14 protein-coding genes are annotated in these 13,145 nt (G+C 67.2%); 8 read left to right on the forward strand and 6 right to left on the reverse strand.

What is annotated here, in order from left to right:
• Positions 1 to 80: 80 nt before the first annotated feature.
• The 3 genes from ACZYX4_RS13240 to ACZYX4_RS13250 all read right to left on the reverse strand — a co-directional run bounded on the left by ACZYX4_RS13240 (position 81) and on the right by ACZYX4_RS13250 (position 1,830).
• Positions 81 to 344: a GlsB/YeaQ/YmgE family stress response membrane protein gene (locus ACZYX4_RS13240; RefSeq protein WP_463876579.1), complete on the reverse strand. Its 264-nt coding sequence runs from the start codon at positions 342 to 344 to the stop codon at positions 81 to 83.
• A 436-nt stretch (positions 345 to 780) separates the two neighbouring features.
• On the reverse strand, positions 781 to 990 hold the full coding sequence (locus ACZYX4_RS13245) for a dodecin (RefSeq protein WP_463876580.1): 210 nt from the start codon (positions 988 to 990) through the stop codon (positions 781 to 783).
• Between the two features lie 96 nt (positions 991 to 1,086).
• Positions 1,087 to 1,830, reverse strand: coding sequence for an SGNH/GDSL hydrolase family protein (locus ACZYX4_RS13250; RefSeq protein ID WP_463876678.1), 744 nt, complete (start codon positions 1,828 to 1,830; stop codon positions 1,087 to 1,089).
• Positions 1,831 to 2,114: 284 nt separating this feature from the next.
• Here ACZYX4_RS13250 and ACZYX4_RS13255 point away from each other — a divergent pair, with 284 nt between their 5' ends.
• From ACZYX4_RS13255 to ACZYX4_RS13275, 5 genes are all read left to right on the forward strand, one after another.
• Positions 2,115 to 2,372 (forward strand): metal-sensitive transcriptional regulator, encoded by a 258-nt coding sequence (locus ACZYX4_RS13255; RefSeq protein WP_018774886.1) that lies wholly within the window; start codon positions 2,115 to 2,117, stop codon positions 2,370 to 2,372.
• A gap of 387 nt (positions 2,373 to 2,759) precedes the next feature.
• On the forward strand, positions 2,760 to 4,097 hold the full coding sequence (locus ACZYX4_RS13260) for an acyltransferase family protein (protein WP_463876582.1): 1,338 nt from the start codon (positions 2,760 to 2,762) through the stop codon (positions 4,095 to 4,097).
• Positions 4,094 to 4,438 (forward strand): GNAT family N-acetyltransferase, encoded by a 345-nt coding sequence (locus ACZYX4_RS13265; RefSeq protein WP_463876584.1) that lies wholly within the window; start codon positions 4,094 to 4,096, stop codon positions 4,436 to 4,438. The genes ACZYX4_RS13260 and ACZYX4_RS13265 overlap by 4 nt, the downstream gene beginning before the upstream one ends.
• A 120-nt stretch (positions 4,439 to 4,558) precedes the next feature.
• The gene (locus ACZYX4_RS13270; RefSeq protein WP_463876586.1) at positions 4,559 to 5,089 is read left to right on the forward strand and encodes a hypothetical protein; all 531 of its coding nucleotides are present in this window, start codon (positions 4,559 to 4,561) and stop codon (positions 5,087 to 5,089) included.
• A 28-nt stretch (positions 5,090 to 5,117) separates the two neighbouring features.
• Complete coding sequence (locus tag ACZYX4_RS13275) at positions 5,118 to 5,900, forward strand: SDR family NAD(P)-dependent oxidoreductase (protein ID WP_463876588.1); 783 nt, start codon at positions 5,118 to 5,120, stop codon at positions 5,898 to 5,900.
• A 213-nt stretch (positions 5,901 to 6,113) separates the two neighbouring features.
• On the opposite strand, the gene ACZYX4_RS13280 is transcribed toward ACZYX4_RS13275, so the two are convergent.
• A complete protein-coding gene (locus tag ACZYX4_RS13280; protein WP_463876590.1) occupies positions 6,114 to 7,727 on the reverse strand; it encodes an MFS transporter in 1,614 nt (537 codons plus the stop codon).
• A gap of 397 nt (positions 7,728 to 8,124) precedes the next feature.
• On the opposite strand from ACZYX4_RS13280, the gene ACZYX4_RS13285 reads away from it, so the two are divergent.
• Both ACZYX4_RS13285 and ACZYX4_RS13290 read left to right on the forward strand, forming a co-directional pair.
• Positions 8,125 to 8,358: a hypothetical protein gene (locus tag ACZYX4_RS13285; protein WP_463876592.1), complete on the forward strand. Its 234-nt coding sequence runs from the start codon at positions 8,125 to 8,127 to the stop codon at positions 8,356 to 8,358.
• Positions 8,359 to 8,454: 96 nt separating this feature from the next.
• Entirely contained in the window at positions 8,455 to 8,712 is a 258-nt protein-coding gene (locus ACZYX4_RS13290; RefSeq protein ID WP_463876594.1) for a hypothetical protein, read from the forward strand.
• A 102-nt stretch (positions 8,713 to 8,814) separates the two neighbouring features.
• On the opposite strand, the gene ACZYX4_RS13295 is transcribed toward ACZYX4_RS13290, so the two are convergent.
• Positions 8,815 to 11,373: an ATP-dependent DNA ligase gene (locus ACZYX4_RS13295; protein WP_463876596.1), complete on the reverse strand. Its 2,559-nt coding sequence runs from the start codon at positions 11,371 to 11,373 to the stop codon at positions 8,815 to 8,817.
• A 40-nt stretch (positions 11,374 to 11,413) separates the two neighbouring features.
• Here ACZYX4_RS13295 and ku point away from each other — a divergent pair, with 40 nt between their 5' ends.
• Entirely contained in the window at positions 11,414 to 12,406 is a 993-nt protein-coding gene (gene ku, locus ACZYX4_RS13300; protein WP_463876598.1) for a non-homologous end joining protein Ku, read from the forward strand.
• Positions 12,407 to 12,839: 433 nt separating this feature from the next.
• On the opposite strand, the gene ACZYX4_RS13305 is transcribed toward ku, so the two are convergent.
• Positions 12,840 to 13,118, reverse strand: a complete 279-nt coding sequence (locus ACZYX4_RS13305) for an HPr family phosphocarrier protein (RefSeq protein ID WP_463876600.1) — start codon at positions 13,116 to 13,118, stop codon at positions 12,840 to 12,842.
• Positions 13,119 to 13,145: the final 27 nt, after the last annotated feature.

Genomic DNA, 13,145 nt, shown 5'->3' on the forward strand with positions numbered 1-13,145 from the left:
TCGTTTAAAACGTGGTGAGGCGTCTGCCAAAAAACCGGCCCCGGGAAGAATCCCGGGACCGGTTTTCGGCCGCGTCAGCTTTAGCGGGCCGAGCGCTTGGTGATCATGCCGTAAACGAGCAGGACGATGATCGCACCGCCGATGGCCAAGAGCCAGGTCGACAGCGAGAAGAACTCGTTGATGTCGGCGTTGAACAGCAGTCCGCCAATCCAGCCGCCCAGGAGGGCGCCGACGACGCCGAGCAGCAGGGTGATGAAAATGCCGCCGCCCTGTCTGCCGGGGAGGATTGCCTTAGCGATTGCACCGGCGATAAGGCCCAGAATCAGAAATGCGAGAAAACCCATTTTTGTCGTTCCTTCTTCTTTTCGTTGAGGAGACACCCGGGTTGCCGAGTGCGCTTCATCCTTCTGCTCTAATACTAATCATGCTTAGCATAAAATTACTAATCATACTTAGCATAAAGGGGCCACCTCGGGCGGGGGAGCATCCGGCGGCGACCCTTCTCGGGCCCTCCGGACCCGTCGGTGCAGGTCCAAGCCGTGCCCGGACCGTCACCACACATAATTCTCCAGTCCGGTCCGGTGCCCCGGGAAGATGCCGTCCAGCTGCCGGAGCGCGCGGGCGTCGGTGCGGCCGCGGAGGGCTGGTGCTGTAGCCAGGCCGGCGCGACGTCCCTGGTTTCCCTGGCCGGCTCGCTGGCCGGCGCCGGCGTAGATGTTCGCGGTGTCGAAGAAATGGATGGCCCAGCTGTGTCTACGCCATGCGTTCGTCCTCCGCGGCTTAGCGCTCCAGCCGGAACCCGATCTTGATGGTTACCTGCCAGTCGGCGACCGCGCCGTTTTCGAGGTGTCCGCGGATTTCCTTGACCTCAAACCAATCAAGGTTACGCAGGGACTTGGCCGCCTCGGCGATGCCGTTGCGGACGGCGGCGTCAACGCCTTCGTTCGACGTCCCGACAATTTCAGAAATGCTGTAAGTGTGATTGGACAACTTCGCTCCTCGTGATCGCCATCGAGACCCGGCGGTGGGCCGTTCCTGCAGATTAGCCGACAGATCGCAGCCGGACTAGGGGCCGGAGGCCGTGCATCAGGTTCCGGAGACCGGCCCCGGCTCGGGACGCTTGGGCGCCAGCGGCGGGGCGTCAGCGCGCTTCCTGACCCGCTTGACCATCCAGGGAAGCAGGTAGGTGGTGAACCAGGCAAGGTCTCCGGCCTTGCTTTCCCGCCAGCTTCCGGCCGGCATGGGCTTGGGCACCAGCGGGCTCAGGCTGTGGGGGACGCTCAGGGATTCGAGCACCATCGCCGCGATGGTGTGGTGCCCCATCGGCGAGAAGTGCAGGCGGTCCGGGTCCCACATCTGCGGGTCCGAGAGCTGCCGCAAGGCCCAGAGATCAGCGATCACACCGTGATGGCGCATGGCGATGGTCCGGATGTTCTCATTGAAGACCGCGACCCTCCCGCGATTATGTCCCAGCAGCGGTGTGTCGCCCCAGTCGGGCCCGGTGAACAGGACGACGGTGGCGCCGGTGGCACTGAGCGTGCCCACCGCGGCATCGAGAGTGGCCGCAAGCCGGTCGGGATCGCTCCGGCGGAAGACAATGTCGTTTCCGCCAGCCGAGAGCGTGACCAGGTCCGGCTGCAGCGCAATCGCCGGCCCGAGCTGCCGGTCCAGGATTTCGCGCATGAGCAGGCCGCTGACAGCGAGGTTCGCGTACCGAAAATCAGGCCTTCCCTCGCTGAGTTCCTCCGCGATCCGGTCCGCCCAGCCCCGCATGCCGCCTGGACTCAGCGGTTCCGGATCCCCGAGCCCCGAGGTAAACGAGTCCCCCATCGCGACGTAGCGGCTCCACAGTCCTGCGTTCCAGGACCCCGGAGCCGGGCCCAAGGCCCGGTCCGGGCCGCGCCGCGGGGCGGGGCCACCTGCGCCGGCTGGGCCGGCGCCAGAATCCAGGAAACCGGCGGCGTTCACACTCCCAGAAATACGCCCAAAATGCAGGCTCCACTAGGTACTTAGGTCCCTAGCCGGAAGCGAGGGAGATCATACCCTGCAGGGCATCCCTGATACGTAGGGGGGTATATCATGGAAAGACGCCCTGTTGATACCGGAGGAACAAAATGGAACTCGATCCCACCGACATGAAGCCCGTCATCAATCGACTTCGCCGCGCCCAGGGGCAGCTTGCCGCCGTCACGCGGATGATCGAGGAGGGCCGCGACTGCAAGAGCGTCGTCACCCAACTGGCCGCGGTATCCAGTGCGCTGGACAAGGCCGGTTTCTCGATCATTGCCACCGGCCTGCAGCAGTGCATGCAGCAGGAAGACCCCAGCCTGGACCGGGCCGAACTCGAGAAGCTCTTCCTCTCGCTCGCCTGAGCCGCCCGCGATGGCCGATCGCGTGCGACTGGATTTCGCGCACCTTGACCGCCTGCGTCCGCCGCCACAAACGCGGCGACATCGTGCTTGTCATGCGCCCCGCGCATAGATTCCAGCTCCCCGTAAAGGGTATTGAGGTCTGCGTCGCTGATCCGGGCCGCAGCGAGCTCGCGGGCGCCCGAATCCAGCATGCGGCCGGGACTTTTGCGGCGCGGCCCTGGTGACGCTCTCGCGCTAGTTCCCGCCGGACGTTCAGGCCGGAAGCGGAGGCCGGGACCGACGGCACTGGCCGCCGGCCCGGACAAGGCCGACAATGGGGGCAAAACACGGCAGCGGCGACGCTCATCAGCCCAGGCGGGTGCGTCGGCAGGTCCCAAGGGGGGCTTCATGGTTCCACGGCAGCATGCAAGGGGCGGCCCAACCCCCCGGCCGGACCGCGACCTGGTGATTGATCTCGCCAGATTCTTCTGCCTTGCACTCGTGGTGGTGGCGCACACAATGATGGTGAGCCCGGTGCTGCACCCGAACGGCACCGTGACCTCCTCCAACACCCTCGGAAACGAGAGCTGGTTTGAACCCGTGGTCTGGGTCCTGCAGGTCATGCCGCTCTTTTTCGTCGTCGGGGGAGTGACCGGGGTGCAGTCCTGGCGCCGCCTGCGCGCCCGGGGCGGCTGTACTTTCGACTTCATGCAGGCGCGGATGCTGCGGCTCCTGCGCCCTGCCGCCGTCCTGCTCACGATCATGTTCACCGGTCTTTGGGCGGCACGTCTGGGCGGGGTGGACCCCCAGGTCATCGAGCTGCTGGTTTCCGGAGCGGGCATGCCGCTGTGGTTCCTGGCCGCCTATCTCGCGGCGCAGCTGAATCTGCCGCTGCTGGCAGGCCTGCATGCCCGGGCACCCTGGTTGACCCTGGCAGGGCTGACTTCGCTGGTGGTGGCGGTGGACTGCCTGCGCGGGACGATGCCGGCGCTGGCGTACCTGAACATGGTCTTCCTGTGGTGCGCCGTGCAGCAGCTTGGATTCATCCTCGACGACGGCGGACCGCGGGCCCTCGGACGCCTCGCCCTGGTGTTCATCATCCTGGGCAGCAACCTGGTCCTGGGTCTGCTCGTGTGGCTGGGACTGTACTCCGGGAACATGCTGGTGAACCTTAACCCGCCCAATCTGACCCTGTTGCTCCTGGGGGTCTCGCAGGCCGCCGCCCTGCAGCTCGTCCGGCCCGTGATGTCAAGACTCGCGTCCCGGGGACGGGTGCAGCGGTTCATTGGTGTCGCCGGCAGGCGGTCGGTGACCGTCTACCTCTGGCATTTGCCCGTGCTCGCCGCGATGTCCGGGCTCCTGCTGCTGACCGACTTTCCGCAGCCTGCGGGGGGAACCGCCGGGTGGTGGTGGGGGCGTCCGCTCGTGCTGCTGGCGTTGATCGGCCTGCTGCTGCCGGTGCTGGTGCTCTTCGGACGGCTCGAAGAACGCCCGACGGCGCCCGCCACTGCCCGGTCCCGCCCGGCGGCCGCCGTGGTGCTGGCCGCCGCCGTCGTCTACATTCCGGTAGCCGACGCCGCACTGAACGGGCTCACGCTGGGACTACTCGGCGGGGGCGCGGCGTGCTTCGCGTTCGCCGTCCTGCTGCTGGGGCGGATCCCGGCCCGGTTCGTGGCCGATCCGGGCTCGGGCGGGTCGGGTCCGCCATTGCCACGCCCGCCTTTAAGTGCCAATGTCGAACCATGACGGAGAACTCGGCAGCCACTGAAGACACGTTCAGCCCGAACGTAACCACCATCCGGAATGATGAGCTCCACCGCTACGAGCTCCACGTCGGCGAGAAACTGGCCGTCCAGGTCCGCTTCATCGACGAGCCCGGCCATATCGACTTCATCCACACTGATACGGCGGAGCAATTCCAGGGCCAGGGACTCGCCAAGGTGCTGGCCCACTTCGCGCTCGACGACGTGGTGGCCTCCGGCAAGAGGATCATCCCGAACTGCCCCTTTATGTACCGTTACCTGCGCCGGCACGACTCGTACAACCAGTACATCGACTGGCCGGAGCAGCCCCCGGCCGGAGCCTGAAACCCGGACCGGCGGCGGGCCTGGACGGTGGGGCCAGTTTTGTGACCGGGGCGACAAGCTAATAAAGTCGTCAGCGGAGTTATGCAGTTGGCTCTTGGACGTGTCCCTTTGGAGTACCCCGTGAACCATAAGCTGCGTGTGCTTGTCCGTGTGGACGCCGATCCCGGCCTCGTGACCCTCGAAGTCACCGGCTGCCTTACCCAGTCAGATTTTTCCTCACTGTTGCACATCATGCGGCGGGCCGGACGCCTCGGCGCAGGGACCGATGTCTTTATCAACCTTCACGGTGCGTCCCACCTCGACCCGGAGATCCTCCTGCAGTTGCGGTCCATCGCTGACGCCAGCGTGTCTGCTGCCGGGACCGGCGCCGGGGCCCCGGCCGGGTCGGAACAATTCCGGGTCACGCTGGCGGAACCCGCGGACCTGCCGATCTGCCTGCTGCACGTGGGCTCGGGAGGCGAGGTCCTCGCCGGCTTCGAGGGGGAGCCCGCGACGGTACCGCCGCTTGGCCCGATCCCCGCCGGGCTCAACACCATCAACGGCCTGGAGCTCGCCGAATACTCCGAGGGGACCCTTGACCCTGCCGCCATCCGGGCGGGGCGGGCGATCCCCGCGGAAGACGAACTGGCTGCGGGCCAGGCCCTGACCTGAGGCCGGGGAGCCGGGCTAAGCTGGCGCCATGACTGAACGAGCCGCGACGCCGGCTGGCACCACGGCACTGATCACCGGAGCAACCGCCGGGATCGGTGCGGAATTTGCCCGGCAGCTCGCCGGTCAGGGCCACAACGTGGTCCTCGTGGCCCGAGACACCGCCCGGCTGCAGGCCAGGGCGCAGGAACTGAAGAATCAGTACGGCGTGCGCACCGAGGTCCTCGCCGCCGATCTCGCGGACGACGCCGGAGTGGCGGCCGTCGTCGCCCGGCTTGCGGATCCGGCCCGTCCGGTGGACATCCTGGTCAACAACGCCGGAATCGGCCTGCTGCACCCCTTCGAGGTAAACGACATCGCGGAGGAAGCCAGGCACCTCAAGCTGCACGTCGAGACCCCCATGCGGTTGACGCACGCCGCGCTGCAGGGCATGCTCAGCCGGCGCTCCGGCAGGATCATCAACGTTGCCAGTGTGGCGGCGTTTCTTCCCCGGGGAAGCTACTCGGCGGCGAAGGCGTGGCTTCTCAGCTTCTCCCGCTCGGCCAACCTCGCCTACTCCCCGCGGGGCGTGAACGTGACCGCGGTCTGCCCCGGCCTCACCCACACCGAATTCCACGACCGGATGGGCATGGACAAGTCGGTGGCGCCACCCTGGCTTTGGCTGCAGGCCGAGCGCGTCGTGCGTGAAGGCCTCGCCGACAACGCCAAGGGCAAGGCCGTGTCCATCCCGACCAAGCGCCACAAGGTGCTGATCGCCGCCGCGCGTCTCCTCCCGGACCGGCTCCTGGCCGGGCCACCCCGCCGCGCCAAATAGCCGGGCGGCGGCGGCGCGCCGGCGGCTGGCGCCCTGCCGCGGGCGGACGGGACAAAACGCGGCATGCCGCCGGACACGCCTAAGGCCCGCCCTGCGTGATTCCCCGATGGGTCATCACGCAAGGCAGGCCTCAACGGGCGGGACTTTGCTACAGAATCCGGAGTAGCCGGCTGGGCTCAGGATGAACCCGGCCGGGCTGCCAGAGGGGCAAGCTTAGGCTCCGGCCGGAACCTTGTCGGTGTCCCGGGCCGCCGTCGAACCGGCAACTGAATCTGCCGGAGCCGAAGTAAACGGCATGTCCATCTCCACCAGGTCGATCAGCGGGTTCTCGTCCTGGTTCGCGACGAGTTCCCTGGCCTCGGCCTGGGTGCCCACGCTGGGCATGGAGCCCGGCAGCGGCCGGTTGGCCGATTCCTTGAGGAAGAAGATCGCAACGGCGCCGATCGCCGAGGTGGCCATCAGGTAGTAGGCCGGCATCATGTCATCGCCGGTGGCGCCGATGAGGGCCGCAACGAAGAAGGGTGTGGTGCCGCCGAAGATGGCCACGGAAAAGTTGTACGCGATACCCATGGCGCCGTAACGGCTCGCCGTCGGGAACTGCGCAGGCAGGGCCGACGCCAGGTTGGCCACGTAGAAGGTCACCGGGAAGGCGATCATGCCCAGACCCAGGAGGGTGGACCAGATTTCTCCGACGCCGATCAGCATAAACGCCGGGGTGGCCATGACTACGGTACTGAGCGCGCCGATCCAAAGCACGGGACGGCGGCCGATCCTGTCGGACAGCTTGCCGGTCAGCGGAATGCACAGGCTCATGATGACCAGCACGGGGATGGTCAGCAGGGTGCCGTGCACGGGATCGTAGCCCTTGGACTCGGTGAGGTACGTCGGCATGTAGGACGTCAGGGCATAGCCTGCAGTGTTCGCGGCGGCCACCAGGATCATGGCGACGATGAGTGAACGCCAGTAGGCCTTGACGATGCCCACAGGGCCCTTGGAAGCGGCGGCGTCGGAGGACGTGGCCTCCATCGCGTTTTCCTCCTGGGCGTCCAGGGCGGCCTGGAACTGGGGGGATTCCTCGATCTTGTTACGGAAGTAGACCGCGATCAGGCCCAGCGGGCCGGCAAGCAGGAACGGGATCCGCCAGCCCCACTCCTCCATGGCGCTCTGGCCCAGGGTCAGCTGCAGTACGGAGACGAGGGCGGCGCCGGCCGCGAAGCCGAGGTAGCTGCCCATATCCAGGAAGCTGGCGAAGAACCCGCGGCGCTTGTCCGGGGAATATTCGCTCACGAAGGTCGTGGCACCGGCGTACTCGCCGCCGGTGGAGAAGCCCTGGACGACCTTGAGCAGCACCAACAAGGCAGCAGCCCACATGCCGATCTGGGCGTAGCCGGGCAGCAGTCCGACGGCGAACGTGCTGGCAGCCATCAGCATCAGGGTCCAGGCGAGGACCTTTTGGCGGCCGATCTTGTCGCCGAGCCAGCCGAAGATGACTCCGCCCAGCGGGCGGGCAATGAAGGTGGCGGCGAAGGTGCCCAGCAGGAACAGGGTCTGCACGGACTTGTCCGCTTCGGGCAGGAATACCGGTCCCATGGTGGTGATCAGGTAGCCGAACACACCGACGTCGTACCATTCCATGGTGTTACCCACGATGGTGCCGCCGAGGGCTTTCTTAAGCATTGGCTTGTTGACGACGTTGACGTCGGACTCTTTGAGTCGACGGCGCGTCCGCAGCTTTGGTTTTGTCGTACCGCCGGGTGCAGCCTGGTAGGTTCCGCCGGCGTTCATCACGCCTGCTGAAGAGTCGATCGTGCTTCGGTTTTGGGGCATGTGGGCCGCTCCTAGGGAGGTCATTTGCTTGCGACTTGTAGCTGCCCCGCTCTGGGCAGACCTTCAATTTTACGCGATTTCTATGGTGTTTCCGAGTTTGGTGCCGTATCATCCGATATTTCGACCGCAATAGGGACCTTGCCGGCGGGTTTCTTTCCGCGGTTTCACCGCGCCATTGCAGGGAAACCCCGGCCGCCACCGGGGGCTGCGGAAACTTTTTCCCCGCGGGGCCCCCAGCAGCCGGAATCCGGGCCGAATCGCACCATTGGGTCGGGCCCGGGCCACCCGCCGCGCGGTCCCGCCGCACCGTGAAAAAGGGGTACCCAAGGGATCCGGAAAGCGCTTAGGGTTGAGATCAGCGCAGTGCAAATGACGAGCCACACAAGGAGAACAGTCCATGACGGGCAAAGAGACCAAGAAGAGCGGCAGCGGCGGGGCCGAGGGGGACGACACGTCCCAGGACACGCAGGGGCAGGGGAAGGGCATCAAGTCGCGCCTCACCGATGCCCAGAAGGAGATGCTCGCGAGCAAGTCGCGGGGCGGCGCTGGCTCACAGAGTGTCGGCCACAGCCACAAACCCACGCACGTCAGCGGCAAGCAGGGTCCGGCGGAGAAGAAAGTCCGCTGGTAGCCCTGCAGACATCGCACGCCGGCCGACCTACGATGGTTGGACAATTCGTTTCACAGCTTATTTCGATGACGTAATTCGACAGCGGAAGGAAGAGCAATGGCGGAACACCAGTCCGGAGACGAGATCGATCCTGAGGTTGCCACTCATCTGGCGGAGTCCATAGACGAGGCGCCGGGGCCGGAAACGAAACGGCCGGCCCCGCCCACTGCAGCCGAGGGTAAGCAGTGGCCGGACGGCAGCGGCAAACACCGCCATCCCAAGGAGCACGACGTCCAGCACGGCCGGCCGGGGCACGAGGCCGCGGCGAACGCGGTCCACCGGATCACCCCGCCCGACACCCCGCACTCCTCCTAAACAACGCCTTTTGAACCAAGCCCGGCGCCCTGCGCCGGCGGCAAGGGAGCCCGGGACGGCCCGCAACGGCCGCCCGGGCTTTTCGCTGCCTTCCCACTGGGTTCAGTCCGACTCCATCACCACGTCCGCCGGGCTCTTATCCAGCCGCCAGCCGCGCCAGACCGGGTGCCGGAGCCTGCCGCTGCCGGTCCATTCCCCATAGCTGACCTCCCCGACGAGCTTGGCGCTCACCCAGTGCGCGTCCGACGCATCGGCCGCGGGCACGTCCTCGAACGGAGAGGTCTTCCGGGGCAGGGCGTCGAGCTGCTGGCGCAGTTCCGTGAGCTCCCGGGCGCTGAATCCGCTGCCTACCCGCCCGACGTAGCGCAGCTTGGAACCGGCAGGGATACCCAGCAGGAGTGAGCCGACGGATTGACCGCGCTCGCCTTTGCCCGGCCTCCAGCCGCCGATCACCACCTCCTGGGTGCGTTCGAACTTGAGCTTGAGCCAGGACCTGCTGCGCTGCCCGACGTAGCGGCCGTCCGTGCGTTTGGCCATCACTCCCTCCAGCCCCAGCTCCTCGGCGCTTTCCAGGATGTGCAGGACGTCGCCGTCGATCAGCGGGGAGAGCTCCACCGGGCAGCCGGACGTGCGGAAAAATGCTTCCAGCCGGCCGCGCCGCTTGCGGAGCGGGAGCCGGCGCAGGTCGGTGCCGTTCTCGGACAGGAGGTCGAACAGCATCAGCCGCACGGGCGTCGTCGACTGCGCCCCCGTGATATCGGCGGCCTTGGTGAGTTTCATCCGCCCCTGCAGCAGCCCGAAGTCCGGCCGCCCCGAGGGGCCGACGGCGATGATCTCGCCGTCGGCGATGAAATCCCGCTCCGGCCAGCAGGAGCGGTCCGTCAATTCCGGATACGCTGCGGACATGTCGTTGCCGTTGCGGCTGATCAGGCGGATCCTCCCCGCGTCCCCGGCGATCAGGGCACGCACCCCGTCCCATTTGAGTTCAAACTGCCAGTCCTTGTCCGGCAAGTCGGCGGTGGTTCCGGAGCTGGCGAGCATTGGCGTGAAGTCTGCCGGGCCCGGGGCCCCGGGCTGCCTACTCTCCGGCGCCGCGGCGCCGGAGTCCCGGTCCGGCGCCGCCGCCGCCGCTTTCGCCGCCGCCAGCGCCGGCGGGGGCGCGTGGCCCTTCTTCGCCCCCGGCGGGTCCATGAGGTGGATGAGCCACTGGTCGTCGTCCCGGCCGGTGCGGATCAGCGCGAACCGGCGGGCGCCGCCCAGACCGCCGTCGTCCTGGCCGGTGAGGGTGGCAATGACCTCTTTGCCTGCAATCCACTTCTCGCACTCGTAGGAGCCGTGGTCCCAGATTCTGATGGTCCCGGCGCCGTACTGGCCCCCGGGAATGGTGCCTTCGAAGTCCGCGTAGTCCATCGGGTGGTCCTCGGTCTGGACGGCCAGGTGGTTGGTTGTCTTGGACGTGGGGACCCCCTTGGGCAGCGCCCAGGACACCAGCACGCCGTCGCGCTCCAGCCGGAAATCATAGTGCAGTCGGCTGGCGTGGTGTTCCTGGATGACGAACTTCTCCCGGCGGGTGCCGCTTGCTGCCCCCGTGCTTGCTGCCCCCGAACGGTGCCGTTCCGCCGTAAACGGCTCCGGGGTCGAGGACGCGTCCCGCCTGGCACGGTACTTCTCCAGCCGCGGGTCGGTGCCGCCGCCGTCGCCGGGCGCTTCCCCGGCGCAGTCGCCCGGATGGCCGTCCGGCCGGGCGCCCGGCCGACCCCTGCCGGAGATAACGGCGAAAGGATCCTTGCCGGATTTCACCCGTTTCAGGACCTCCTGGTAGTCGAGCTGGTGAAGGGACGGCGAGCTGAGTTCGCGCCAGGTTCGGGGCGCTGCCACAGTGGGCCGGAGCCGCCCGCGGAGGGAATAGGGGACGATAGTGGTTTTTGCCGCGCTGTTCTGGCTCCAGTCCACCAGGACCTTGCCGGTGCGCAGGGTCTTCTTCATGTCGCTCACGGCCAGCTCCGGGTGATCGGCTTCCAGCGATCGTGCCAGTTCGTGGGCGAACTCGGAGATCTGCTCGGAGCTCTGCGTGCCGTCGAGCGCGGCGTACAGGTGGATGCCCTTGCTGCCGCTGGTCACAGGAACGGGATCCAGGCCCACATCCTGCAGGATGGCGCGGGCGAGCTTCGCGACCTCAACGCACTCGGCCAGCCCTGCCCCCTCGCCGGGATCCAGGTCCAGCACCAGCCGGTCCGGCGGCTGGGCGTCCCCGTTCGAGTCGACGCGCCACTGCGGCACATGGATCTCCAGGGCCGCGATCTGCGCGAGCCAGGCCAGCGTGGCCGGGTCGTTGACCAGCGGGTACTGGATGGTGCGTTCCTTGTGCGCGATGGAGGCCCTCGGCACCCACCCCGGCGTCGAATGGTCCAGGTTCTTCTGGAAGAACATCTCGCCTGGGGTCTCGGCCGTCCCGACGCCGTGCACCCAGCGTTTCCGGGTGGCCGGGCGGTTAGCGGCGGCCGGGATCAGGACGGACGCCACCGCAGCGTAGTACGCCAGCACATCGGCCTTGGTGGTGCCGGTTTCCGGATACATCACCTTGTCCAGGTTGGTGACCACCAGTTCGCGGCCCCCAACCAGGACCCGTTCCTTGTTGCTGGCGGATGTCCGTTCAGCCAAGGGGCTTCACCTCCACGCCACTGTGATGTTCACTTGATCCATGAGAGCCATCTGGAAAGGCGCGATAGCGTTCGGGCTGGTCAACGTGCCTGTCAAGGTCTACAGCGCGACCGAGGACCACGACATCAGCCTGCACCAGGTCCACAATGCCGACGGCGGACGGATCCGCTACCAGCGCCGTTGCGAGGTCTGCAGCAAGATCGTGGACTACGAGGACATCGACAAGGCCTACGAGGACGACGGCCGCACGGTGGTCCTCAGCCGGGAGGAGCTCAAGTCCATTCCGGCCGAGAACAGCCACGAGATCGACGTGGTGCAGTTTGTGCCGGCCGAGCAGCTCGACCCCATGATGTTCGAGAAGAGCTACTACCTCGAGCCGGACTCGACGTCGCCCAAGGCCTATGTCCTGCTGCGCCGGGCGCTCGAGGACACCGACCGGGTGGCCATCGTCCAGTTCGCCCTGCGGGACAAAACCCGGCTGGGAGCCCTGCGGATCCGCGGCGACGTACTGGTGCTGCAGGCTTTGCTGTGGGCCGACGAGGTGCGGGAGGCCAGCTTCCCCTCGCTCGAAACAACGGTCCGCATCTCCGCCCAGGAGCGTGAGATGTCCGCCGCGCTGGTCGATTCGATGGCGGCGGACTTCGAACCGGGCCAGTTCACCGACGACTACCAGCTGCAGCTGCGCCAGCTCATCGAGGCGAAGCTGGAGAAGGGCGAATCGCTGGACACCGAGGAGACCTTTGGCGCCCCGGCGGCCGAGGCCGGCGACGGCGAGGTGATCGACCTGATGGAGGCACTCAAACGGAGCCTGGAGAAGAAGCGCGGGGGAGGGGCAGCATCCGCGGACGGACCCGCCAGGCCTGCCGCCAAGTCGACCGCGGCCAAGACCGCTTCCCGGACCGCCGCCAAGGCAGCGCCCAAGACCGCCGGCAAGACCGCAGGTAAGACCGCAGGTAAGACTCCGGCCAAGATCGCCGCTTCCAAGGCGTCCGCCCCGAAGGCCGCCGCGCGGAGCGCGCGAAAGGAAGCCTGAGCGGACGGCTGTCCGGCCCGCGGCCATCGGGATCAGGAGTCCCGGAGCGCGGAAATGAGCTCGCTTTTCTTGCGGCCCACGGCTGGCCGGCCGTTCCTGGCTGCGGCATTGGAGCTCCGGGCGGCATTCTGCTTCGTCGGCATGGCTACCTCGGCGGCTGGCCGTCGGATTCGCCGGCGGCGTCGGCCACTTCGATGCTTTCCTGCACGTTTGTCACGGGGGTGCCTCCTTCGGCCGGGAAATCGTCCTGCGGCGGGCCACAGTGGGTGGTGCCGCGGATTCCAAGCTAGCGGCGCCGCCGGGCCGTGACAAGCATTTACTAAGTTCGCTGAGGGACTTTCCGGCGGACCCGGGAACGCCAAAGCCCGGCCGCGCCCCTGTTCGGGGTGCGGCCGGGCGTTGGACGCGGCGGCGGTACCGCCGGGCGGTAACGCTATTCGGCGTCGTGGTCCGTTTCAAGGATCTGGACCAGGCGTTCGAGGGCGGCGTCGGCGCCGTCGCCCTCGGCGCGCAGGACCACAACCTCGCCGTGGGACGCGCCCAGGCTCATGAGGGAAAGGATGCTGGCGGCATCCATGGCCTCGTCAACGGGTTCGCCCAGACGGGCAATGGTGATTTCGAGTTCGAACTCGCCTGCAGCCTCGGCAAAGATCGCGGCCGGGCGGGCGTGCAGCCCTACGCGGCTGGCGATGGTGGCGTTACGTTCGGTCATTGTTGCTCCTTGGTTCAGCAGGGGGAA

The organism is Pseudarthrobacter leeuwenhoeki (assembly GCF_055412885.1).